22 protein-coding genes are annotated in these 22561 nt (G+C 65.7%); 12 read left to right on the top strand and 10 right to left on the bottom strand.

Annotated features, from left to right (window positions below; all coding sequences use genetic code 11):
- Positions 1–119 precede the first annotated feature (119 nt).
- From ACJH7A_RS28125 to ACJH7A_RS28105, 5 genes are all read right to left on the bottom strand, one after another.
- Positions 120–686: a hypothetical protein gene (locus ACJH7A_RS28125; RefSeq protein ID WP_406803114.1), complete on the bottom strand. Its 567-nt coding sequence runs from the start codon at positions 684–686 to the stop codon at positions 120–122.
- A gap of 342 nt (positions 687–1028) precedes the next feature.
- Entirely contained in the window at positions 1029–3107 is a 2079-nt protein-coding gene (locus ACJH7A_RS28120; RefSeq protein ID WP_406803113.1) for a protein kinase domain-containing protein, read from the bottom strand.
- Between the two features lie 21 nt (positions 3108–3128).
- Positions 3129–4346, bottom strand: coding sequence for a hypothetical protein (locus ACJH7A_RS28115; protein ID WP_406803112.1), 1218 nt, complete (start codon positions 4344–4346; stop codon positions 3129–3131).
- Positions 4343–5542, bottom strand: a complete 1200-nt coding sequence (locus ACJH7A_RS28110; RefSeq protein ID WP_406803111.1) for a hypothetical protein — start codon at positions 5540–5542, stop codon at positions 4343–4345. Before ACJH7A_RS28110 ends, ACJH7A_RS28115 begins: the two co-directional genes overlap by 4 nt.
- Positions 5543–5570: 28 nt before the next feature.
- Positions 5571–6746, bottom strand: a complete 1176-nt coding sequence (locus ACJH7A_RS28105; protein ID WP_406803110.1) for an FHA domain-containing protein — start codon at positions 6744–6746, stop codon at positions 5571–5573.
- Positions 6747–6900: 154 nt separating this feature from the next.
- Between ACJH7A_RS28105 and ACJH7A_RS28100 the strand changes: the two genes are divergently transcribed.
- The 4 genes from ACJH7A_RS28100 to ACJH7A_RS28085 all read left to right on the top strand — a co-directional run bounded on the left by ACJH7A_RS28100 (position 6901) and on the right by ACJH7A_RS28085 (position 10708).
- Complete coding sequence (locus tag ACJH7A_RS28100) at positions 6901–7974, top strand: hypothetical protein (RefSeq protein WP_406803109.1); 1074 nt, start codon at positions 6901–6903, stop codon at positions 7972–7974.
- A 575-nt stretch (positions 7975–8549) separates the two neighbouring features.
- Positions 8550–9635: an IS110 family transposase gene (locus ACJH7A_RS28095; RefSeq protein ID WP_406803108.1), complete on the top strand. Its 1086-nt coding sequence runs from the start codon at positions 8550–8552 to the stop codon at positions 9633–9635.
- A 212-nt stretch (positions 9636–9847) separates the two neighbouring features.
- Positions 9848–10069, top strand: coding sequence for a hypothetical protein (locus tag ACJH7A_RS28090; RefSeq protein WP_406803107.1), 222 nt, complete (start codon positions 9848–9850; stop codon positions 10067–10069).
- Positions 10070–10213: 144 nt separating this feature from the next.
- The gene (locus tag ACJH7A_RS28085) at positions 10214–10708 is read left to right on the top strand and encodes a hypothetical protein (protein ID WP_406803106.1); all 495 of its coding nucleotides are present in this window, start codon (positions 10214–10216) and stop codon (positions 10706–10708) included.
- A gap of 151 nt (positions 10709–10859) precedes the next feature.
- On the opposite strand, the gene ACJH7A_RS28080 is transcribed toward ACJH7A_RS28085, so the two are convergent.
- Both ACJH7A_RS28080 and ACJH7A_RS28075 read right to left on the bottom strand, forming a co-directional pair.
- Positions 10860–11648 carry a Fic/DOC family protein gene (locus tag ACJH7A_RS28080; RefSeq protein WP_406803105.1) on the bottom strand — a complete coding sequence of 263 codons (789 nt, stop codon included), beginning with the start codon at positions 11646–11648 and terminating at the stop codon, positions 10860–10862.
- A 4-nt stretch (positions 11649–11652) separates the two neighbouring features.
- Positions 11653–11841: an antitoxin VbhA family protein gene (locus tag ACJH7A_RS28075; RefSeq protein WP_406803104.1), complete on the bottom strand. Its 189-nt coding sequence runs from the start codon at positions 11839–11841 to the stop codon at positions 11653–11655.
- Positions 11842–12103: 262 nt separating this feature from the next.
- On the opposite strand from ACJH7A_RS28075, the gene ACJH7A_RS28070 reads away from it, so the two are divergent.
- The 5 genes from ACJH7A_RS28070 (at position 12104) to ACJH7A_RS28050 (ending at position 15395) form a co-directional block, all read left to right on the top strand.
- A complete protein-coding gene (locus tag ACJH7A_RS28070) occupies positions 12104–13303 on the top strand; it encodes a hypothetical protein (protein WP_406803103.1) in 1200 nt (399 codons plus the stop codon).
- Positions 13304–13479: 176 nt separating this feature from the next.
- Complete coding sequence (locus tag ACJH7A_RS28065; protein ID WP_406803102.1) at positions 13480–13953, top strand: hypothetical protein; 474 nt, start codon at positions 13480–13482, stop codon at positions 13951–13953.
- Entirely contained in the window at positions 13950–14249 is a 300-nt protein-coding gene (locus ACJH7A_RS28060; protein ID WP_406803101.1) for a hypothetical protein, read from the top strand. The genes ACJH7A_RS28065 and ACJH7A_RS28060 overlap by 4 nt, the downstream gene beginning before the upstream one ends.
- Positions 14250–14577: 328 nt before the next feature.
- Positions 14578–14889: a hypothetical protein gene (locus tag ACJH7A_RS28055; protein WP_406803100.1), complete on the top strand. Its 312-nt coding sequence runs from the start codon at positions 14578–14580 to the stop codon at positions 14887–14889.
- Positions 14890–14975: 86 nt separating this feature from the next.
- Positions 14976–15395, top strand: a complete 420-nt coding sequence (locus tag ACJH7A_RS28050) for a hypothetical protein (protein WP_406803099.1) — start codon at positions 14976–14978, stop codon at positions 15393–15395.
- 61 nt (positions 15396–15456) lie between these two features.
- Here ACJH7A_RS28050 and ACJH7A_RS28045 read toward each other — a convergent pair whose 3' ends face one another.
- The 3 genes from ACJH7A_RS28045 to ACJH7A_RS28035 form a co-directional block, all read right to left on the bottom strand.
- On the bottom strand, positions 15457–15750 hold the full coding sequence (locus ACJH7A_RS28045; protein ID WP_406803098.1) for a hypothetical protein: 294 nt from the start codon (positions 15748–15750) through the stop codon (positions 15457–15459).
- A 13-nt stretch (positions 15751–15763) separates the two neighbouring features.
- Positions 15764–16732, bottom strand: a complete 969-nt coding sequence (locus tag ACJH7A_RS28040) for a DUF4226 domain-containing protein (protein WP_406803097.1) — start codon at positions 16730–16732, stop codon at positions 15764–15766.
- Between the two features lie 111 nt (positions 16733–16843).
- Positions 16844–18046 carry a DUF1173 family protein gene (locus tag ACJH7A_RS28035; protein WP_406803096.1) on the bottom strand — a complete coding sequence of 401 codons (1203 nt, stop codon included), beginning with the start codon at positions 18044–18046 and terminating at the stop codon, positions 16844–16846.
- Between the two features lie 603 nt (positions 18047–18649).
- On the opposite strand from ACJH7A_RS28035, the gene ACJH7A_RS28030 reads away from it, so the two are divergent.
- From ACJH7A_RS28030 to nrdH, 3 genes are all read left to right on the top strand, one after another.
- A complete protein-coding gene (locus ACJH7A_RS28030) occupies positions 18650–20320 on the top strand; it encodes a ParB/RepB/Spo0J family partition protein (protein WP_406803095.1) in 1671 nt (556 codons plus the stop codon).
- 326 nt (positions 20321–20646) lie between these two features.
- Complete coding sequence (locus ACJH7A_RS28025) at positions 20647–21696, top strand: DUF932 domain-containing protein (RefSeq protein WP_406803094.1); 1050 nt, start codon at positions 20647–20649, stop codon at positions 21694–21696.
- A 566-nt stretch (positions 21697–22262) separates the two neighbouring features.
- Positions 22263–22526 (top strand): glutaredoxin-like protein NrdH, encoded by a 264-nt coding sequence (gene nrdH / locus ACJH7A_RS28020; protein ID WP_406803093.1) that lies wholly within the window; start codon positions 22263–22265, stop codon positions 22524–22526.
- The last annotated feature ends 35 nt before the right edge of the window (positions 22527–22561 follow it).

Genomic DNA, 22561 nt, shown 5'->3' with positions numbered 1-22561 from the left:
GAGCATCCTCAGTAACGCGCCACGGTGGTCCCATCCCCCTGGCAATCAGGTGGTCCCATCACCCTGGCAAGCGACACGGTTTTCTCAAATTCGTGTCACTTTTCGGATCCGCCCCGGGGCTAACTGTCTGTCGCGGCGGTGGTGCTGTTGTGTTCGGCCGCTGCAGCCTTCATCCGATCCAGGTGTTCCTGCGTGCGATTGCCGGCGTGCGTGCTCCACCAGCTTGTGGCGGCGATGAAAGCGGAGACGCCGCCGTATCCGATGGCTTTGCGGTAATCGCCGGCGGCGAGGTTGAGTATCACGATCGAGGTGAAGATGGCTGGCCCGATCCAGGGAATGATTTTGGGCCACCAACCGGATGGGCTGTGCCGGGCTCTGTCGCCGAGGCTGGCGGTGCACAGTTCAATCGCCGCTGCCAGTATGTGCGGGTCGGTGGGGATCATCTCGCCGTGTCGTGTCGCGGTGATTGCTTGGGCCCGTCCGGCGCGGTCCAGGCCGTTTACCGCATTGGCCATGGTGCGGCGCGTCGGCCGTTGGGCGATCGTGGCCAGGGTCGCCATGAAGGCGCCGAAGCCGGTGGTGGCGGCGAATATTGGCCACCCGATGTCAGTGTTGGGCCTCTGCAGCAGCAGCCAGATTGGGCCGACGAAGGCTGCCGTCAGGAGTGCTGACGCGATCCAGGACACCCACCATGGTGCGAGCAGTAAACGGATCCACATGGGAACAATTCTCCCAGCGCTCGCAGCGGGGTCCCGACGCCAAAATTGTTTTGCCTTAGGTGTGGTGCTCGATGACCTAGGCGACACGAACTAGGTCGCTCACGTAACAAGCGTCAGACGGTCAGCCCCGTACATCGACAGGAATGCGACCGGCGCGGGTTCGTCGTAGCGGTCCATCACCTCGGACAAGCTGCGGTGACATTGCGTGAGAACTGGAGCTAGTTGTGACATCGGTGTGACACCACCGATTTTGAGAATGTGACATCTATTTTGAGAACGGACAGCACCAGTCCGGGCAGGAAGAAGCCGCTATTGGTTCGCCAGTAAGGGCACTAAGCGGCTGTCCAAGTACCGTAGGGCCAGGTAGCCGCCCGGATCAGCCAACGCGGCCACCACCGCCGGATCGTCCACCACAATCAGACCGGGGTTGAAGGTCAGTGCTCCGGGCAGGCCGGCCTGGCCTCCACCGCCAGCAGCCTTGTCGGTACGCACCACGACCACCAGGTTGGTCTGAATCAGGTAGAGCTTGCCCTGGTCGGCCATCACCCGCGTCGAGCCCTTATCGGTGGATTGGCGCAGCAGTTTGTTGTCGTAGTTCAACCCCAGCCCGGTCAGGAAATCCGCGGCGAAGGACGGCGTCAACACTTGCGTGATCGTGTCGTCGGAATAGTTCAGCACCGAGACGGTTTTGCCGGACAGCTTGCTGTTCTGGTTTTTCAGGTCGGTCTGCTGGGTCCCGGCCTGACTGATCAACGAGGTGGCCGCGTTATCGCGGCCGAGGATCTTGCCGATCCACTGCAACTGGGTCTGCCAGTTCCACACCGTCTTGGTATCTGCGGGGCGGGTAATGGTCGGCGCGATGTCCGTCAACCGTTGATAGGTCGCGTCGTCGATGTCGCCGGTGGCGATGATGACATCGGGGTGCGCGCCCTTAATGGTGTTGGTGTCAACGAAATTCATGATCGCCGGCTTGCCCGTGATCTTCTCCTGTAGCCACGACGGGGGCTCGGCCCCGACTCCGCCGATCGCTACGGGCTGCACACCCAACGACAGCACCGCATCAGCATCACCCGGTCCGATCGCCGCCACGGCCGTTGGTGCGGCCTTGATGTCGGTGGTGCCGTGCACGTGCGTGAACGTCTGCGCGGTATAGGGCGCCTTGTTGTCGAAGTCGGCGGTCATGAATAGCGTTGCCAGGCCAGCGACCAGAACGATCACCCCGAGCACCGCTCCGATGACGAGCAGGCGCCGTTTGCGTGGATCCGTGGACCCACGCTCGGGCGACTCACCGGGCCCGCCCTGGCCCGCGGGTCCGGGAAATGGCGGCACGCCCGGTCCGGCGGGACCCATCAGTCCCCGCGGCTGTGTCGGTCCCTGCGAGATGTTGTAGCCGTCGGTCGGATATGAAAGGGGTTGCGGCCCGCTGGTATACCCAGTGGCCGTGGCTGCGGCGCGCATGCCCGTTCCCGCTGGCGGCCGTGGCGGCGCGGACCACTCTTGGGTTGCTGTCGAGCGGGGGATGGCTGTGGTGCGATCGTTGATCGCCTCGGCGGCAGCTTCGGCCAACTCCCTGGCTGACTGGTAGCGCTGCGCGGGGTCCTTGGCCATCGCCTTGGCGATCACCGCATCAATCGCATGGGGCAATCCTGGCACGATCGCTGTTGCGCGCGGAGCCGGTGCTTGCATATGCGCCGTGACGATGGCCGGCACCCCGCCGGGCAACCCGCCATATGGGGACTTGCGGGTCAGCAGTGTGTACAGCGAGCAGCCCAGCGAGTAGATGTCTGCGCGGTAGTCGACGGCATTGCCGGCCAGGGCCTCTGGGGAGGCGTAGGCGACCGAGGCCATCACCGTGCCGTCGGTGGTCAGGTGCGCGGCGTCGTCGAGCGCGCGCGCGATGCCGAAGTCGGCCAGGAACACTCGTTCCTCGTCGCCATGGGCATCGGGGGCAAGGAGGAAGTTGGCTGGCTTGATGTCGCGGTGCACGATGCCTCGCCGATGCGCGTAATCCAAGGCTTTGGCGACCTCGGTGATGATGCGCACGGCCCGGACCGGGGTCATGTTTTCGCGGGCGAGGTGGTCGCTGGCATCGGTGCCTGCAACGTACTGCATCGCGATCCACAGTTGGCCGCTCTCGGTTTGCCCGCGGGCGTACACCGCGACGATGTTGGGGTGGTCCAGGGTGGCGGCGACGGCGGCTTCTCGTTCGAAGCGCGCCCGGAATGTGTCGTCGCGCGACAGCTCGGCGCTCAGAATCTTGAGGGCGTCGCTGCGCGGCAAGGACGGGTTGGCCACCCGGTACACCGTGCCCATGCCGCCCTGCCCGAGCACACCTTCGATGCGGTAGCCGCTGACTACCTCACCGACCTGAAATCCACTGGAAGTCATTGCCGCCCTTACCTATTTCACCTATTTCGCGACCAGCATCAGGTACTGGGCGGAAATCTGTTGAACCGCATCGGCAGATTGTTTGGAGAACACGGTGATCACATACCGGTCGGCGGTGGCCACGCACTGTACGCGGTCGCCGAACTCGCCCGGGTTGTTCGCGGTGAAACATTTTGCGCCCGGGAACCCCGGCACTGTCGGTTTCTGGGTGGCATCGTCGGCGAAGTCTTTGGCCACCAGGTCGGCAAAGCCGCTGGCGGCGGTTGCGTCTTTCGCCTGATAAAACACGCTTTTGCCCTGGACGATGGTGTCGATGCCGAACTGGGCGAATCTCTCGGTCGCCGCCTGCGGGCCGGTCAGACTGTTGCCCGCCGCGTAGTGCAGCATCGCGGCGGTGGTGTAGACCCCGTCGGTGACGGTGGCGTCCTTTTTGGGCAGCGCCCGCGCCAGCAGACCGGTCGGGTCGGGGTTCATCGTTGGGAACTGGGCTGGATCGGTGGCCGGGAATTGGTCGATGCGCGGGCCCTGCAAGTCCAGGGCCTTGCCGATCGCGCCGGCCGCCGCCTCCGCGGTGTCGTCGGTCTGGGTGAAGACGTTGAACACGTATGGGCCGTGCGCGCTCAACGAGGTGACCGACGGCCTGCCGCCATCGAGGACGACCGCGGTGGCCGTGGCCTCCGGATGCCCGGGAATGGGCATTGGGCGCGCGTCGGTGCTGCCCTTGGGCGGGGGCTGCTTGGCAATGAAGGCCGCCAGCGCGGCGTTGGCCTGATCGGGGCCCGGGAACCGCAGCACCATGATGTTGACCGCCATGTGCTTGCCGGGGGCATCCTTTGGGCTTCCGCGTGAGGTCGTGAAGCCGCCGAGGAATCCGTTGTCCTGCGCGATGTCCGGGGCGACATCGCCGGGCATCTGTATCCCCAGGGCCGCCGGAGTCATGATCGGCCGGGTGCCGAGTTCATCTACGGCCGTCGCGGAGGGATAGGCCTCCCATGGGTAGACGACGAATCCCGCCATCCGCTGCGCCTCGAGCAGCTTGGACAACCCCACGCTCGGCGCCGGCGGTTTGCGGACATCAACCGGGTAGTTGCCCACATTCATGAGCACCCGGTTGACCTCACCGGGTTTGAACCCCGGATCACGCACCGCGGACCCGTCCATCACCGTGGTGCAGCCGGCGACAGTGAGTGCGGTGGCGCCGGCCAACACCAGCCGCGCCCACCGCCCGCTGGCGGTCATTTCGCCGTCAGCAGCAGATACTGTGCCGCCGCCTGCTGCTGGGCGTCCTTGAGTGTGTTGGCATCGATTTGGTACGCGTAGCGGTCCGCCGACGCCACACACGTGACGCTCTTGCCGTCGGTGGCCTTCTGGCAGTGACTGCCCGGCAGGTTCGGCACCGTGTCGCTGACCGGCCCATCGGCCTGCATCTTGGCGACCAAAGCGTTCACCAATCCTGTTGCCGCGGCGGCGTCCTTGGCCCGGTAGACGAAATCCCCAGCACTGACCCCAACGTCCACCCCGGCGTCGGCGTACGTCTTGGCCGCCGCCACCGGATCGCCGTCGAAATTCAGCAGCCCGTGCACATCCAGGGTCATGTTGCTGTTCGGCGTGCTGCGGCCCTTCGGCACCGGAATGGCCCGGGCCAGCAGACCGCTCGGATCACGCTGCACCGCCGCGAACTGCGCCGGATCGACCAGCGGAGCCTTGTCGACCGCCGGCCCCTGCAAATCCAGGGTCTTGGCGACCATCGCCGTGGCCCCGTCGACCGGACCGATCAACTGGGCACGCTGCATCAGCACGAACGGGCCGTGCGGGGTGAACGAATCCACCACCGTCCAGGTCTGACCGATGTTCCGGTCGTCGAACATGTGCGTGGTGGCCACCGCCTCCGGATGACCCGGAATCGCGATGGATGTAGTTGGGATCGGTGGGGGCAGCGGGATCGGATGCTCGATCTGGGCCTTGGCGATGCTGTTGGCCGCCGCGGAGGCCGCCGCCGGATCGGTGAACCGCAGCACGACGTTCATCAACTGCTTCTGGTTCTTAACGGCCCGGGCGGTGGCGAACCCGTTCACATAACCATCGAGCGCCATGGCCTGGTTCTGGTCCGGGGAGAAGAATATGGCCAGCGCTTTCGCCCCACCGGGCAGGGCCAGTGAGCCCGGTCCGATGCCGAAGGCCAGCGGCGCGATCAGTGCCGGGTCAACCTCCCACGGGCCAGTGACATAGTTGGCCAGCCGCTGCGCCTCCAGCAACGCTCCCAGCTCGGGCTTGCCGGCCTCACCCAGCGGCTTGCGTGGCTCGACCGCATAATTGCCGTGGTCGAGCTGCGCGGCGTCTACCCCTGCGGCCGGCGTCGACGGCGCCTTTGAGGCAGCGCCGTCCATCGTTGTGCCACATCCGCCAACCAGGGCCGCAGCCGTGACGGTGGCCATCGCTCCCACGATGGAACCCATCCCCCGATTACGCATCTCGGTAAATCCCTTCCCCCCTTGGTACCGTCCAGGTGACGGCTCCACGAAATTTATGCAGCGTCCCCAGAAAACTCTTGAGTAGGGCCTTGTCGTCATCAGGCAACGGGCCCCCGGCCTCGAACGCCCTGACACTAGCTGCAGGAACACCGGCCAGCAGCGCGGCATCCTCCACACTGAGCCGATCACGGTCGCGGGCTGCAAACAGCTTCTGTCCCGGTGTCGCTGAGGGAGTCGCCGCAGCCTCCAACATCACCTCACGCAACTCCGCGCGCACCTGCAGGAACACCCGACGCAGCTCCGGTGCGCCGGAGGCGTTATGCACCAACAACTCCAGCGACGACAACTCGCCAATCAACCGCGCTACCTCGGACTGATATTTAGGACTCCTGGGACTTGGCAGGTCGGCGCGATGAGCGCGCGCCTGAGTCAGATTCTGGGCCGCCCAGGTGGCCAGGAATCCCGGATCAACCGCAGTCGTACCCGTCTCTTCCCGAGAATGGGACGGGGGTAGCGCCACGGTGGCCTCGGCGTCGGGTGAGGTCACCGTGGTGGTCAAGCCGCCGGAGGCATATTCGCGGCGCAGCCGCGCGATCTCTCCGCGCGGCCACTGCAACGCCTCTTCCAGTGCTGCCTGGGTGGTAGGCCGCGGCCACGAGCGACCTTTCTCGAAGCTGATCAAAGCGCCGGCGTTCATCACCTTCCTCTCGGCGAGGAAACGCTGAGACAGCCCGAGCTCCTTGCGCCGTGCCGCCACGGCCGCCCCAGCGAAGACAACGCCGGCATCACGCGTGCTGAACGTGACCGGGATGCCCGCTGTCGGATGACCCAGGTGAGCGATCACTTCCTCGTCTTGATCAGGAATCTCGAATTCGGAGACACGCTCGCCCTTGATGAACGTCCCGTTGGTGCTCTTCAGGTCTTTCCCGATCCAGCGACCATCGCGAACCGACAACTCCAGATGGTGCCGCGAAATACGGGTGTCCTCGACACGGAAGTCGGCCGGCCGGATGCCCTCGCCCGGGTTGTCCTGAAATTCCCGCCCGATCACCACCGGCGCCTGATCCGGATTCACCGAATGCGTCACCACAGATCCGATCAGCACCGCCAACGGCGGCGCATCCTCGATCGACTTCTGCGCGGCGATGCCCGTAGCTGGGGACGACATACTCAAACTGTAGCAGCGCTACAGCTTGCATCCCGACAGATTCACGCTGTGCGCAGTGCTTCGGTTACTGGCGCTACGCATCAAACATCGCAGCGGGCGCCGGAAAGTCAAATAAGTGTCGGGCTACCCCCGCTATACCCGTTATGTTTGGCTCATGACGACCGACCCCAACAAGGCCACGGACCCCGACGAAACAGCCCTGGTGAGCCCGGCGCCACAGGTCGACCCCGACAAGACGTCGATGGTGACGCCATTCAGTTCAAGCCCCCAGTCGGATGCTGCGCCGCAGGTCAACCCCACTTCGGCACCGACTCCCGCGCCCCAGTGGCAGCCTGCACCCGTCCCTCCGGCGCCGCAGCCAACGAGCTGGACGCCGCCACCGCCGCAGTGGACCCCTCCGCCGACTGCATCCGCCGCGCCGCCTGCGCCCCCAGCCCCGCCGATCAATCCCGCCCCGCAGCAGTACGGCGCCCCGCAATATGCAGCACCCCAGTCGCCCCCGGGTGCCGGACCGCAGCAGCAGTGGCCGGGCGCTCCCGGACCGCAGCACCCCGGAGCCGGCTTCGGCGGCCCGCAACAGCCCGGCGCACCCTACCCGGGCGGCCCGTACCCGGGCGCAGCCCAGCCCAATACGGCCTTCGGGCAACCCAATGCTGGCTTCGGGCAACCCAATCCCGGTTTCGCAGCATCCGGATTCCCCGGTGCCGCCGGCCCCACCACACCGCAGAGCCCCGGTGAACTGGCCAGCAACCTGATCGGCAAAGGCAATACCTTTCTCACCCGCCTGATGCAGCGCGGCATGCAGGGCGAGTTGATCAAAGCACCCTGGTTCCAGGCCTTCCGGCAGAGCCCCGACCAGTTCATGCTGATCAGCTACATCGTCGTCGCCGTGCTCGTGCTGCTGCTGTCCTACGGAGGCGGGCTGATCGGCAGCGTCCTGTCACTGGCGTTCTGGGCGGGATTGGCTTACACGTTCTTCGCGATCGGAACCCTCAAGGCCCACAAGTGGGTCGCGAACGGCATCGGATACGGCGGCGCGGCCATCGCGCTGGTCGGCACCATCGACCCGATCACCGCCCTGATCGACTTCAGCGACTACGCGCCCACCAGCCTCGGGCTGCGCCTCGGGGTCAACATCGCCATCTCGGTCATTGTCGCCGCTGTGTTGGGTCTGGCCGGGTATTTGGTCAACAAGGAAATCAAGCGCCTGACAACCAACCCGTTCTGACCCATACCCGTTGCGGCTCACCGCAGTTGGGACAATTCCATACCGTCGACGTGGCCGCGATCATCGCGGCCACGTTTGCGTCAGGATCCGCCCAACGCGGTCAAACGCCCCCGGCGCCTGAGGCACGCTCGCCCGAGGGGGTCGGTTCCCCTGCCAACGGCCGGCTGACGAGAAGAATGCGGATGGATTCGGCTGCAGCGCCGGCGGTCTGTTTCGTCGACGCTGCCCCCGGCCGGCCCATCAGCCGATAGGCTCGTACTCGTCCGGTGCACAGCGTGTGGCTTGTTAGTTATTACTGCCGCCCGCCTGCTCGGCTTGCCGAACAGAGTGAGTTGGCCTATGGGAATTGTGCCCATGCTGGGGTTACGCGGTACCTCGCCGATGCGGGATACGTCGCCGGGCTTGATGTCGGCTCACGCGCCGCCGGCATCTCGCGTTGACCCCTGCTGCCTGGCTAAGCGTCTAATGCCGTGCCCCATCAGCACTGGCGGTACTGGCCCCAGAGATGTTGTGCCGGCAGCAGGGCAACACGCGGCAACTCGGTTGGCGCGCAACGCATCTGGAGGTCCGCATCCATGAATACTTCCGAGGCGGCCATCGTCATCGGAGTCGACGCGCACAAGAAAATGCATGTGTGCGTTGCCCTCAATCGACAAGGACGCAGGGTGGCCCAGACCACCGTCGATGCCACCGACGTCGGCCACGCCAAGGCGTTGCTCTGGGCGCGAACCAAATTCCGCCGCCAGTCCACCCTGTGGGCGATCGAAGACGTCCGTGTTCTGTCACGGCGGCTTGAAAATCATCTCCTCGACCACGGCCAGGTCGTCGTCCGGGTTCCCACCAAGCTGATGGCGAGAACGCGGGCTTCGGGTCGCGAACCCGGCAAAAGCGACACCCTCGACGCAACCAGCGCGGCCATCGCAGCAATCCGATATCCCAACCTTCCCAGGGCCTTTCACGACCAAGCCAGCTATGAACTCAAGCTTCTCGTTGACCGTCGCCGGACGCTGGTCCGGGATCGAGCAGCTCAGATCAGTCGCATTCGCTGGAGAATTCACGAGGTCGACCCGGACTTCAAGGCCGGCCCCTACATGACTTGCGAAAAACACCGTCTTCACCTGCGCGAGTTCCTGCTCACCCAGCAACCAACTGTGTTGATCAGAATGACCCTGGCCGAAGTTGAGGATCTGGGCCGACTCACCAAAGACATCCGCGAGCTGGAGAAAGAGATCAGGGCCCGTGTCACCGCGATCGCGCCGAACACATTGGCAGTACCGGGATGTGGGTACCTGAGCGCGGCCCGCCTGGTCGCCGATGCCGCCAATGTGACCCGCTTCAGTACCGAAGCGCAGTTCGCGTCCCATGTCGGTATCGCACCGGTCCCGTACTATTCGTCGGCCCAGCCGCGTTTTCGTGGCGGCAACGGTGGTGGGCACCGCGGCATGCGCAGCGCCATCCACAAAGTTGCCGTGGCCCAAATACGTTCGTCGGGTGTAGGTCGACCGTACTTTGACCGGCGCCTGGAGTCCGGGGATTCCAAGCGAGCCGCGCTCCGTGCACTTAGGCGAAAAATCTCACGCGTGCTCTTCAACGCCCTGCGCAAGGACTATCTTCTGCGCACCACAGGCCCGCTGCCCGGCGTTCCGGCTGCGAGCGGATAGGTCAGCACTGATAGCCTCGGCCGTCCTAGCAGCACCGGACCAAGCTGGCTCGAGGATTGACATCGGCTGGTGACCGGCCAGGACGGCTAGCTCGGCCGCGCCCGCGCCGGCCGCTAGCCACCTGGGGCCGGCACGGGCCGTGACTGTGCTCGCTGGTCAAAGACCCCGACGAGACTGGTAGAGCAATGTGGTACCTCCAAGGATTCGACCCCATGACCGACAAACTCGTCCAGGAAGTCCCCCTTCCGCGAGCTGATACCCACGTCATCCGCCGTCAACTGCACATCAACGACGATCTGCCAATCGAGCCCTTTGACTTCGACGTGGCAACCGTCGCCACCGCGCGAAACTTGGCCGCATTCAGCGACCAACCGGTGACCATCAACCCCCGGCTGGTGTACCAACTCGCCTTCAGCGCCGACCAGCAGCAGTAGCCGACTAGCAGCAGTAGTAGAACCACCGTGAACGCCGCCGTGGCGGCACTTGGTGCACTTTAACCGTTGCGCTCCCCATGCGACTAGCGTTTTAACCGTAGCTGTGCTACGGTTAAAACGTAGCGGTTAAGAGAAAGGTTCACCATGACGCGCACCATCGCGCAGCACCTCGCCAATAACCCCGGGATCGCGCAGCACGTCGCCAGCAACCTCGGGGGCGACGCACCCATGCGGCTTCACCACAGGGTGCACACGCTCCAGCACGGTGCCCACGGCGGCTGGCTGACCGCGATCATCGCCCTGCTGATCATCGGTCTCCCGTTCATCATCGCGCTCGCCGGAATCATCTACCGTGGCACCCGGCGGGGATCGACCCACGCCTCGACCGCTTATCGCCCGGTCACCGTCGCGCCGTGGCAGTCCGGCACGACCACGCCGGCGGCCGCGCCGTGGCAGTCCGGCACGACCACGCCGGCGGCCGCGCCGTGGCAATCCGGCATGGTCAGCTCCACCAGCCAGCCGTACACTCCCCCGACTGCCGCGCCAGCACCGGTCACACCGCCCGCGCCCGCAGTGCCGGCGTGGAGCGCGCCGCCGGTCTACCAGGGTGCTGCACCGGCCCCGCAGTGGACCCACTGACCACGCAAACCCAGCGGCCCTGTCACAAGACGTCGCCCGGCGAGGCGTTGCAGAAATCGTTGCGGCACATTGATGCTGCGGATGGAAGCCTGCACACGGCCTGATCGGGCACGCCGACCGAACTGATCAAGCTCACCCGTCCGGCACGACGCTAAAGCTCCAGGCTCGGGCCTGACTGGTCGCGCTGTGCTCGGCGGCGCAGAATATCTGCGGTTTGTTCGGCATCACGCTCCAAGCCGCGGACCCAGCGCCGCTCCCGATCGGTCAACTCCAACGAATCCCGCGGCTCGACCGTCGAGGCCAGCAGCCCGGTCAGGCGCTGGTACCGATCACCGGTCGCGTGGCCATGGAAGCGGGCGGCGACAAATTCGTTACGTCGGATGTGCAGCTGCTCGGCACCCAAGTCATATCCTGCATCGCGGCTCAGCAGGCTGAAAAACGTTGTCTGCGTTCTGGTATTACCTTCGCGGTGCACGTGGATTTGGTCTAATGCCCCCCAATACAGTCCGAGGCGGCGGACAAATTCGGTGTGCGGCAAACCTTTCAATGCATCTTCGGCCTGCAACCGGTCGAAGAGATACTCGGCGTTGTCGCGGACTTGTGGTCCGGGCCGGTATTTGTACACCACCGTCGGAGCCGACGAATCGTTGATCAGGTGGTGGACCACGTCCGGCCCGCGCTTGGTCATCGCACCCTCCGGCACGACCCGTGGCTCGCCGGCCCAATCGTAGACGTCCTGAAAGATCCTGCGGTGCACATCGCAGTAGCGTGCGAAATCAAAAGCGCCAGGCGGATTCTCAATGACCTGCTCGGCGATGCGGATCGCGGACAACTGGGACTCAACAAAGCTGAGCATCCGCTGATCGCGGATGTTCAACTTGTTGGCGAGCACATCACTATCGGGCCAAAAATAGTCTTCCCAGCTTTGATAGCGGGCCACCGGACTACGGTCGGGCCGGCCCGACGAATCGGGCGATCACCGCTGCGGCGGCCTCATCCCCCGTGATCTCGCCCCGACCCATCTGAGCGATCAGATCGCGGGTGAAAGGATCGACTTCACCGCCGGCCAGCGCCACTGCGGCTTCGGCGACCACTGCCGCCTCGCGTGCGACCCCTGTGGTGGATGCGTCCATGCGTCCATGCTATCGGCTGGCGCAGGCGCCCCACGCACCAAAATCGCCGTCTGGCCGTCCGATCATCGCCGGCGGTCCGCGTCGTGCGAAGGCCACCGGCTCGCTGACGCTCGGCCTCTGGCGCAGGCCCGGTCCCAGCTCGCTGCGCTCACGGACCGGCCGCTGCCCGGAACCTTGCACTGTGCGGCCCTGCTCGGCGTGATTCTCCCTCGCCAGACCGGCTGAAGAGCAGCCGTCCCACAGAGTCCCACGGAGGTTGGTCATGGACCAGCAACACACCGCAACCCTGGATATCGACACACCCGGGCGCTACCCACGTCACTGTCTGTCGCTGGGCATGGGCGTTGAGTCGGTGTCAATCCTGCTGCGATGGATCGAGGAACCCGATAGCCGTGACTTCGACCTCGACGATCTTGTTGTGATCTCTGCGATGACCGGTGACGAATTCCTCAGTACCGCAAGAGATATGGTCGAGTGCGTGCTTCCGGCGATGCGCCGAGGCGGTGTGCGCTTTGTACAGGCGGGCCGTAACCGACTCAACACCACCAAGGCCGGCGCCGGCATCACCGTCTTCAGCGATACCACCGCCCCCACCGAGCTCTACATCTCAGGTGACTTCGCCCTGTCGAGCGAAATGCTGGCGGCCGGCACACTCCCCCAACTCGGCGGCCACCGCAAATGCAGCCAGCGCGCCAAGGGTGCAGTACTCGATGCCATCATCCCTGGCCTGACCGGCGGCCTGCCATTCAGCCACTACATGGGTTTCCACACTGGCGAGATGACTCGCATCCGCCGAGACCAGGCTTACAACACCCAACAGCGCACAGGCGTCTATCCGCTCCTGGACTGGGGCTGGTCGCGCCAGGACGCTTCCGATTGGCTTCTGGAACGGACAGGCAGAATTTTCTCTAAGAGCTGCTGCACGTACTGCCCGTTTGCAGTGGCCACCGCCGCCGGCCGGGATTACACCCTGGCGCGATACCGCGACGAACCGGACTCCGGCGCCAAGGCCGTGTTCGTGGAGCATGTCGCGCTGTGCCTCAACGAACGCCAAAGCCTCGTCGGCGATCGCCGACTGATCGACCTGGTGACCTACGCTGGCTTGCACGAGGTCCTGGCGCGCTTTCACGCGCGCGTGGCAGCCAGTGAACATGCGATTTACCACGTGCGTCGGTTGGCCCGCCCCCGTTCCGGAACAACGCCGATGATCGCCCGATCGGTTCGGGGCCTGCGCAGCGGCGCTCGCCGGCCGATGCTCGACGCGTTGGACTCGCTGCCTGGGCGGCCCGTCGTCGGACCCGACGGCATCACACGCATGGTTGTCCGCGAACGCGACGACTGCCAGAGCTGGGCCGAGGAATTCTATGTCGTCGCGCCAAACGTGGTGCTGGACAAGGAAAGACCGCAATTCGAGACCTGGTGGGCGCAGAGCACGAACCCGATGGGGCTGTTCGCCCCGTAGCAGCGGGCCGGCGCGTCGCGGGTTCACCGGTTGCCACAACGAGGGCGCTAAATCAGTGCATATCGGCCGGCGGCGGCGGGCTAGGCTCGATTCGACGGCATTTGCAGCGGCGAGGCCAACGGTCGACACTCCGCAATCGTCACCAGGCTGTCGGACGTCTCTAGGAGAATGAGCCAATGACCAGCGATCAGGCCCCCGTTGACGGCGCCACTCGCACCGAGACCGTGGTCGCAGCCCACAGTTGTGCCTGGTCGGTCGACGACGGCGGGGCCCCACAGCAAGGCCAATGCGGCTGCGGCCTCCGCGTGCAGTCCGAAGACGAGTGGCGCCACCACACCGAGCGGGCCGTGATCGACGAGCTGGGGTCGCCCACGGCCGAGCTGGTGACGTCAGCGGCCGGCCTGGACGAACTCCCCGACCGCTCCGTCATCGTGGTGCATCCAGGGGGCGAGAACGCCGTGTTTCGGCGCATCGACCTCGGTGACCTCGGCGCCTGGTGCAACCTATCGGGCACCTTCCGCTTCACCCCCGCCGGCCTGTTGCCGGCGGTGATCCTAGAACGCGGACCAGTTGCCCCGACGGCGCGCGCCGCCCGTCGGGCCGCCGCGACGAACCAAACCTCTTCGACAGCAAAGGATTTGGCACTATGACTGCTGCAAGCCTGCCGCCTGATGACGTGATAGCCGAGGGCTGGTCCCGCGCCGCAGCAGCGCTAGAGCCCGCGCAAGCGGCCTGGGACGCGATCTCGCCCGATACCACCGGTCCGGTCACCGAACTGCTGAGGCACGCTCGATGGAACGCCACGGTCTGGACCCTCAAAGCCCAGGGTGTTCCACGCGCCACCGCCTGGCGAACTGCCGACGCCGAACACGGGCGCTGCGATCACAGCCGCTACATCAACTTCGAGCCCGAAGCCGACGAAGCCGATGACGGCCCCGACGTCTAGGTGCGGCGCCGGACGATGTCGGTTCCGCCGCAGACCCCACGCCAGACGGAACAAACTGATTCTGGCCAGAGTTCACCCAGGGCGTCCTGCGTCGCCTACGCGGTCATGTACTGAGTCCACCCGAAAGGAATGGTTGTGCAGGAATATCTCAGTTTGGCGGGACCACTGCTGGCAGTGGCCGGGCCGGTTGTCGGGATAGGACTCGGCCTCACCATCTATCGGCAGGCACGGCTGAAAGAACGCCAGAACCGTCCAGATTAGAGACGCCGGGATGTGCGGCGCCCCAACCGCACCGGCCCGCCGATTTGAATCCCGGAAGGAGCAGGCGATGAATGCAACCGCAGAAGCGGTCCTCGTCGGTGCCGCGCTGGCCGTTGTGGCGCTCATGGGCTTCGGGTTGTGGAAGCTGTGCATGTCGGCGTCGAAGGCCGCAACGCGGCGGCGGGCGCTCAAGGCAGCACATCGACTACTTCAGTCCGATCGGCCCAACGACGACCACCTCTGGTCGATGGACGAGTGGGACTGGGCGTTCGCCAAGCTCGGCACTCCAGAGGCCGCCGAACAGATGCGCATTCACACCAAGGTGCGCGGCGGCCGCGCGCGGCTTGCAGCTGATCGGTTGACCACGCTCACCGTGTAACTGGCTGCGAACAATGTGCAGTGGCGGGAGGACTGCCCGCACTCGAACACCTCGCGCAAACGACAATCAGAGGTAGAGCTACCGACATGACCAACCACAACGACGACACCGCACCGACACCGCCCAGCGCGCCGGGCGACCTGGTGTTCCCCAACGGCAGTCAACCCTCGCACACCCAAATATCCATTCCTGACAGGGCAAACGCACACGCCCCAACGGCGCAGTCCGTGGACGAAGAACCTCAGGTGATCGGACGCCTGCGCCCGTCCGGGCCCACAGGTCTGCGTCGCGTGGACAGCCTGGACGAGCTGGCCACCCTGCCAGACGGGACAGTGGTGGTCTGGCACGACTCCTTCAGTGGGCGCCAAGCGGGCCTCCTCGTCACCGGCGTGGTCGGGAACCGCGAGATTCAGCCAGTCAGCCTCGTCATATACGAGAGCAACACCGATCTGTCCTTGGTCACGCCACCGGCATGGGTACTCACGTTCAACGACCCAGAGACCTGACAGAGTCGACGCGCAAAGAAGGGGACGGAGCACCGGACAGCGAAATTCCCAGCGGAGGCGGTCATTCCGTTGGTTTAGCGCTCGATCCCGCCACCCGTGCATCGAGCGCCGCGTCGTCCTGATCAGCGGCGTTGACACGCCACGACAGGGCGCCCGCAGGTTCCCCCTGAATACGAGTGAGCACCCCGATGCGTGCCAAAGCACGCAGTTGCGGAAGCACGTAGGCGTGGTGCTCGAAATTGTTGAAGCCCGCCAGACGGCACAGTTGGGGAGTCGACACCTGGCCGCCGGCGTGTTCCAGAGCAGCAATCAAGCGCTTGCGAAGCGCCACCGTGGAGGCGCGGACAGCGGCCATGGTCTCGGCACCCCTAGCGCGGCCCGAACTTGGCCGGGTCCGGTGCGAACCATCCCGGCGCGTACTCGGAGTACCCCCACGGCGCTTTGGCACCCGGCGCCACCTCGATGATGTCCCGAATGTCGATCGGCCGCTGCGGAGCTGACCACGGTGGTTCGACGTTGTACGGGTTCGGCCGCGGGTACGCCCACCCCGGGGCGACCGGGGTGTGGTTGTAATCAGGCAACTCGCCCGGTGCCGTCCGTTGAATGTCGCCGAAGCCCAACGGGTACTTCGCCGGCGGCGGGGGCGGCGTGACGGCCCCCGGGATGTTGTTGGTCGGGTAATACATGTTCGGGCCGATCTGAGTAGACCCACTGGGTGCGAGCTGACCGTCAGGTACGTGAACGATCTTGGTGACATCGATCCAGTACCGAGGATCCTTGCCGTGCGGCGGGTCTTGGCTGCCCCCGGTTTCGTTGTCGACCATTTGGATGTGGGGTCCGGGGGTGTCTTTGTCGGTGCTGTAGGTGAGGTTGCGGGCGTCGGTGGCCAGTTGGTCGGAGGCGCTGCTGGCGTTTTTGACGATGTTGGAGGCGTCGCTGACGTGGTTTTGCAGGGCCCGGTAGGCCGACAGTTGGGCGGCGTGGGTTTTGGCGGTGGCAGCAAAGGCGGTGGTGCTCTTGACTTTTTGGAGCACCATGTCGAGTTGGGTGGCACCGGTGTGGGAGACCTGGGCGGCTTGGGCGGTCAGCTGTTGCAAGGTGGTGTCGTTGCCGGCGGCGCGGGTCAGGTGGGGCACGGTCTGGTTGATCAGGCCGGTGTGGGCTTGGGCGCTGTGGCCGGATTGGGTGCCCATGGTGGTGCCGGCGGTGCCGGCGGAGGTCGCGGCCGCGGTGAGTGGGGCGGCACCAGTGGTGGCCGCTTCGGGGCTGGGGCCAAACAGCGACTGTGCCCGCTTGATTGCGGCCTCAGTGCGCGCGCACGCATCCATCAACGACATGAATCCAGGGTAATAGCTGCCACACCACCCACCTGCACAAAAGATCTCATTGCACCGAGAGTTGCGTCACGACGCAGCACGGGCGGCTCACCCCGAGCCCGACCAGCGGCCCTACGCTGCCGGAACAGGCGGCAGCGGATCGGTGATCGTCCACTCGAGCAGCTCAGCGGCACTCTGCTGATAGTGGGCAAGTTTGCGAGCCTTTCGGGTTTCGTAATCCACCCGGCCCGGCAGACCCCACATCTCCACGAACACGCTCGGGTCCTGGTCGGTCAGCACGAAATCGGGCAGCACGATGTCGTGGCCCCCGTCGAACGCCAGCGGCTTGATGAAGGCGCGGCCGGCGGCGGACAGCGCGTCGGCCATCTGGACCTCAAAGAACGAGTCGGCCGGAATGTACTCCCGGTTGGTGAGCATGATCGCCGCATCGATCGCCGTGGCGTAGCCGCCCCGGGACCGTTCCACATAGAACAGCCCCACCCGGCGGGTTGGCACAGCCAGTGCCGCGGCACTGAACGCCGCCGGGTACGTGGTCCGCAGGTACTCGTCCAGTTTCACTGAGGCGAAGACTTGGCGACGCGGGTTCTGATGCGCGAGTTGATAACTCAGACCGTGCTTGGCGGCGTGGACCGCCTTGATCTCGGCGAGAACAAATCCCCGCCGCACATCGGGCCCATCGGTGCGCAGACCGTCAATGAAACGGTCGTACCGTTCCAGGTTCGTCGTCGCGGTATCCGCACTGTACTGGGGCATCACGTACATCACCTGCGGTGCGGGCTGGCCGCTGATCATGCACGTGTCGAGCACGTCAGCCAATTCCGGTGCCGGCCAACGGCGGCGGCCGGCACCGGGGTGCCACGCGGTCAACTCGGCGGCCTCCCACAAGTAGTGCAAAAGACCCAGCGGCCCGACCGTGCGCCGCGCCGCGGCGCCGGGGCCGTGCGCAGTGTCGACGTCGCTGGGCGCCCTCGAGGCGCCCAGCATCCGCGGGCTCGCGAACCGGATCGTGGTCGCCGCGGCGGTCTCCAGGATCGCTGAGGCACTGTAGCCACGCCGGCCGCTAAGTTCAGGGTCCAAGCGGTAGAAGGCACACCTACGGTGGTGCCAGGACCCCTGATGCGGCCAACACGCCAGGTAATGCCGGCCGCTCTTGGTCATGCGCATCACTAGCGGCAGCGGCGTCGACCGGCACAAGCAGCTGGCGGCCCGGCCCTCGCGGGCGGCCGACAGCAGCCGGGTGTACCGCTCCGGGTGCTCGCGCAGGTCGGTGAGCGGCACTTTATGGCCGGCCAGGCTGACCCAGTTCCTGAACATCGTTCAGGCCCCGGTGGGCTGCTGAACTGTCATCTATCAACGGTAAAGCCGTTTTCCGGGTCGCCGCGCACGAATTTGAGCGACGGCGAATCGCGCGGCGCGGCCGCGGCGGCTGGCAATCTTCGACGGGACGGGCGCGAAGTTGCCGCCAACCCCCTACCAGCAGAGACCCGTTCGCGGTGCTGGCACGTACGCCGCTGACCCGACTGGCGTGTTTCCACCAACGAACCCGGTCCGGGCGGACGGCACTGCCGTGCAGACCGAGCCCCCGCGCAGCGCGCTGGGCTGTCCGGCCGGCGGCCAGCAACGCCACCACCAGACGGACGCCTGCGGCGGCTGAAGGACCCTGACGGGTCAATTTCTTGAATTGCCTTGTGTGGCAGCCGATTTTAGGCCTGGCGTCCTGCTCGCCCAAGGCCACCGGCGGCGCTGCGCTTGGCCTTCGGCGCGGGTCAGTGCCCGTGCCGGTCGCTGCGCGCCCGCCAGGCACTGACCCGCCCGGGACCTTGCTGCTCGCTTGGCCGCTTCAGGCCCTAATCGTCTCTGCCACAAGGCAATCAAAACGGGCGGCCCCGAGGTCGCCCGCTACCCAGGAAGGTCACCATGACTGAGATCGCCCACACCGAGATCACCGCTGCCGAACTCATCGCGCAGGGAACCCTCGAACACGTCGACCCGACCCTGCTCGACATCGGCGACAACGTGCGCGACGTTGCTGTGCTCGACAAGGAATTCGTCGCCAGCATCAAAGAGCACGGCGTGCTGGTGCCGCTCACCGGCGTGCGCAGCACCGAGAACCCCGACATCGTGCGGGTTCGCAACGGACAGATGCGCACGCTGGCCGCGCGTCAGGTCGGCCTGCCCTTCGTGCCGGTGTATGTGCTGCCCTCCACCGCAGCCGACGCCAGCGAGGACCTGATCGAGCGGGTCGTCCATCAGATCGTGACCAACGACCAGGCGCATGGCCTCACCGATGCGCAGCGCGCCAAGGGAATTCAGCAGATGATCGACGCGGGCATGTCGATCACCAAGGTGGCTAAGAAGCTGTCCATGCCGAAAGACACCATCAAGGCCGCCCACGCCGCCGCCGGGTCGCAGGCCGCACTGGAATACCTGGACAGCACCCAGATCAGCCTCGAGGAAGCCGCCGCCCTGGCCGAGTTCGAGGACGATCCGGCAGCCCTGGCACGGCTGGTCAACGTCGCCGGTACCCGCTATTTCGAGCACACCATCGCCACGCTGCGCGAAGCGCGCGCTAGCGCGGAGGCTGAGGCCAAGATCGCCGCCGATTACGCCGAACGCGGCTTCACCGTGCTGACCGAACGGCCGCACCGCACCGACAGCGCCGCAGTGCCCCTGGCGCACCTGGTGACCCACGATGCCGAGGGCGCCGAAGTCGACGCGACCGAGGCGGCGGTCACCGACCCGGCACAGTGGGCGGTGCTGCTGTACGAAAGCACCGTGCTCGTCGATCGGACCACCGGTGAGCCCGTGGACGAGGATGCCGTGGACTGGGATACCCAGGGCGACGACGCGGCCACCCCCGAGGACGGCCTGCGCCACGCCAACACCGTCGAGGACCGCGAAAGCTACCTGCCGGAGTACTTCTGCCTCGACTACGCGGCAGCGGGCCTGAGCATCACGCAGGACCGGGTGCGGCAGTACTTCCCCGCCACCGACGGCGCCGACGATGACCAGGACGCCCAGGCCCGCGCCGACGCAGAAGCCGAAGCCCAGGCCCGCGCCGACGCCGAAGCCGAAGCCGAGAAGCGCGACCGCCGCAAGGTGCTGGCACTGAACAAGCTCGGTGCCGCCGCCATCGCCGTCCGGCGTGAATTCCTCACCAAGCTGCTCAGCCGCAAGACCGCCCCCAAAGGCGCAGCCGCGTTTGTGGCCGACGCCCTGGCACGGGATGCCTACATGCTGACCGGCCTGCACGCGGACGAGACCGCCGCCGAGCTGCTGGGCATCAAGGACAACCAGCAGGTCCGCACCCTCACCAAGGGCATGGACGCCGCCGCTGACGCCCGCGCACAGGTGGTCGTGCTCGCCATGGTGCTCGGGGCACTGGAAGCGCGCACCGGCAAAGACGCATGGCGCAACCCCGGCCTGATCGGCGGGACCGCATCGTGGGCGCGCAACGTCACCGGCGGCGACTACCTGAAATTCCTGGTCTCCCAGGGCTACACCCTCTCGCCCGTCGAGGAAGTCATCACCGGCGAGCGCACCGCCGACCAGGTTTACGACCAGTACCTGGCTGACAGCGCGAGCTGACCGACAGGTGTGGCCGGGGCCCAGCAACCCCGGCCACACCTGACCGGCACCCATCACCACAACTGAAGCGGAAGCGCCTGCGGCGCTGCAGATTTGACAAAGATTCTCTTTGCCTTTCCGGCCTTCGATCATAACCGGCGGACCCGACGCGCAAGGGATCGGCGGCCTACGGCTACCGGGTTCCCCCACGTTCGCTGCGCTCACGGGAAAACCCGCGCCACCCTTGCACTTTCGGGCCCTAACGCCGGTTCTTGATCTCTATGCCGGAAGGCAAACAAGAACGGGCGGCACTCCCGCCTCCCGTCACTACCGAAAGGTCTACTCCCATGGCCCACAACCTCGATCACACCAACGGTGTTGTCTCCTTTGCCAACTCCCGCAGCGACCACTGGCACCAACTCGGCCAGTCGGTGGGGCACGCGATGACCGCCAGCGAAGCCCTCGCCGCAGCTCACCTCGCCAACTGGAATGTCCGCAAAATGCCGCTGGTGATCCCCCAGGAGCCGATCATCACCGCCGACGGCGTCAGCACCCCCGCCCCGATCGCCGTGCCCGACCAGTTCGCCACCGTCCGCGACAACCCCGTGATCCCCGGTCAGGTCGACTACCTCGGCATTGTCGGCAAGCGCTACGAGCCAGTGCAGAACGAGGCCTCGTGCCACCTGCTCAACGCCATCACCGACGCCAGCGGCGCGCACTTCGAGACGGCCGGAGCCCTCGACGGCGGCCGACAGATCTTCGTGACCATGAAGCTGCCCAGAACCATGGTGCTGATCGACAAGAACGGCCAGGAAGACCGCACCGATTACTACCTGTGCGTACTGAACAGCCACGACGGCAGCTCGGCGCTCAAAGTGCTGATCTCGCCCGTGCGTATCGTGTGCGCCAACACGCAGCGCGCCGCCATCGCCCGCGCCAAGTCGAGCTTTTCGATCCGGCACACCAACGGCGCGCAGGGAGCGATCCAGCAGGCCCGCACCGCGCTGGGCCTGGCCTGGGCCTACATCGACGCATTTGAGACCGAGGTTGCCGCGCTGTACGACGCCCCGATGGACCGCGACGAAATGACCCGCTTTGCAACGGCTTTGGTCAAGGCCGACGACCCCGGCGCCACCACGCAGGCCCGCCAGAACCGGCAGCAAACCGCGCAGTCCATCGTCAAACTGTTCGTTTCCAGCCCCACCGTCGCGGGCATCGCCGGGACCCGCTGGGCCGCCTACAACGCGGTCAGCGAGTACCTGGACCATGAACAGCCGGTGCGCGGAGCCCGGACCGTCAAAGCCGCCAGCATGGCCCGCGCGCTGCGCGCCGTCACCCCCGGCAGCGGCGTCGAGACCATGAAGTTGGACGCGTTCAAGATGCTGCAAACCCTCTGACCGTTGGCCCTGGTGGGCAGGCGTTGCGCCCCTGCCCACCAGCGGCCCCACCACGGGCGGGCCGGCGACGGAGCGCCGGCCATGGTCAGCCGCCGCCGGCGGCCGCGCTTTTTTTGCATAAGGAAACGCCTACGGCGTTGCTCATACTGTTTTTCCTCACCCTCATCGCCTTTTCATGGTCCCCGGTGACACGCGCTGCGCAAGGCCACGGGTAAAAGGGCCTATCGGCCCCGAAAACTTTTCGTAACCGCATCGCTGACGCTCGCCGAAAACTTTTCGCCCGAACCGTTGCGCGTGCGCGGTGCACCGGGATGAAAAGAATTGCGATGAGCGCCGGAAGAAAAGGGTTACAAACCCGCAGAGTCGGGCGGATGCGTCCGTTGAGACTGCAGCGAAAACCGTGATGTGAGAGAGGAAATAGCGAGAGAGGGCGCGCCGCGAGCCGGACCCAAACGTAAATATCGAGACCGGAAAAGAATGGCTCATAAACAAAACTTTGCGTTGTTGGGTCCCCGAATTGCCGGTAGAATACTAATCAGAACAACACCATTCAGAAAGGGCCTCACATGACCGCCATCACCGTTTACACCAAGCCGAATTGCGTGCAGTGCAATGCCACTTTCAAGGCGCTCGACAAAGCCAATATCTCCTACGAGAAAGTTGACATCAGCGAGGACGCCGAAGCACGGGACTACGTGATGGCGCTCGGCTACCTCCAGGCCCCCGTGGTGATCGCCGGCAACGACCACTGGGCGGGCTTCCGTCCGGATCGGATCAAGGCACTCAGTAATGAGGAAATATTGTCATCTGATGCAACATTGGTTGGGTAGCAATGTTGTCCGTTGTAGCAGGTCGGGCGCCGGGG

The organism is Mycobacterium sp. SMC-17 (assembly GCF_045310915.1).
GTDB lineage: Bacteria > Actinomycetota > Actinomycetes > Mycobacteriales > Mycobacteriaceae > Mycobacterium.
The sequence above is the reverse complement of the archived record's forward strand: the minus strand, read 5'-3'. Positions and strand labels throughout refer to the sequence as shown.

What these genes read in the sequence shown, in the direction of transcription:
- ACJH7A_RS28120 (WP_406803113.1), bottom strand. Translation starts at nt 3,107, where the DNA reads ATGACTTCCAGTGGATTTCAGGTCGGTGAGGTAGTCAGCGGCTACCGC.
- ACJH7A_RS28115 (WP_406803112.1), bottom strand. Translation starts at nt 4,346, where the DNA reads ATGACCGCCAGCGGGCGGTGGGCGCGGCTGGTGTTGGCCGGCGCCACC.
- ACJH7A_RS28110 (WP_406803111.1), bottom strand. Translation starts at nt 5,542, where the DNA reads ATGGCCACCGTCACGGCTGCGGCCCTGGTTGGCGGATGTGGCACAACG.
- ACJH7A_RS28105 (WP_406803110.1), bottom strand. Translation starts at nt 6,746, where the DNA reads ATGTCGTCCCCAGCTACGGGCATCGCCGCGCAGAAGTCGATCGAGGAT.
- ACJH7A_RS28100 (WP_406803109.1), top strand. Translation starts at nt 6,901, where the DNA reads ATGACGACCGACCCCAACAAGGCCACGGACCCCGACGAAACAGCCCTG.
- ACJH7A_RS28095 (WP_406803108.1), top strand. Translation starts at nt 8,550, where the DNA reads ATGAATACTTCCGAGGCGGCCATCGTCATCGGAGTCGACGCGCACAAG.
- ACJH7A_RS28090 (WP_406803107.1), top strand. Translation starts at nt 9,848, where the DNA reads ATGACCGACAAACTCGTCCAGGAAGTCCCCCTTCCGCGAGCTGATACC.
- ACJH7A_RS28085 (WP_406803106.1), top strand. Translation starts at nt 10,214, where the DNA reads ATGACGCGCACCATCGCGCAGCACCTCGCCAATAACCCCGGGATCGCG.
- ACJH7A_RS28075 (WP_406803104.1), bottom strand. Translation starts at nt 11,841, where the DNA reads ATGGACGCATCCACCACAGGGGTCGCACGCGAGGCGGCAGTGGTCGCC.
- ACJH7A_RS28070 (WP_406803103.1), top strand. Translation starts at nt 12,104, where the DNA reads ATGGACCAGCAACACACCGCAACCCTGGATATCGACACACCCGGGCGC.
- ACJH7A_RS28065 (WP_406803102.1), top strand. Translation starts at nt 13,480, where the DNA reads ATGACCAGCGATCAGGCCCCCGTTGACGGCGCCACTCGCACCGAGACC.
- ACJH7A_RS28060 (WP_406803101.1), top strand. Translation starts at nt 13,950, where the DNA reads ATGACTGCTGCAAGCCTGCCGCCTGATGACGTGATAGCCGAGGGCTGG.
- ACJH7A_RS28055 (WP_406803100.1), top strand. Translation starts at nt 14,578, where the DNA reads ATGAATGCAACCGCAGAAGCGGTCCTCGTCGGTGCCGCGCTGGCCGTT.
- ACJH7A_RS28050 (WP_406803099.1), top strand. Translation starts at nt 14,976, where the DNA reads ATGACCAACCACAACGACGACACCGCACCGACACCGCCCAGCGCGCCG.
- ACJH7A_RS28045 (WP_406803098.1), bottom strand. Translation starts at nt 15,750, where the DNA reads ATGGCCGCTGTCCGCGCCTCCACGGTGGCGCTTCGCAAGCGCTTGATT.
- ACJH7A_RS28040 (WP_406803097.1), bottom strand. Translation starts at nt 16,732, where the DNA reads ATGTCGTTGATGGATGCGTGCGCGCGCACTGAGGCCGCAATCAAGCGG.
- ACJH7A_RS28035 (WP_406803096.1), bottom strand. Translation starts at nt 18,046, where the DNA reads ATGTTCAGGAACTGGGTCAGCCTGGCCGGCCATAAAGTGCCGCTCACC.
- ACJH7A_RS28030 (WP_406803095.1), top strand. Translation starts at nt 18,650, where the DNA reads ATGACTGAGATCGCCCACACCGAGATCACCGCTGCCGAACTCATCGCG.
- ACJH7A_RS28025 (WP_406803094.1), top strand. Translation starts at nt 20,647, where the DNA reads ATGGCCCACAACCTCGATCACACCAACGGTGTTGTCTCCTTTGCCAAC.
- nrdH (WP_406803093.1), top strand. Translation starts at nt 22,263, where the DNA reads ATGACCGCCATCACCGTTTACACCAAGCCGAATTGCGTGCAGTGCAAT.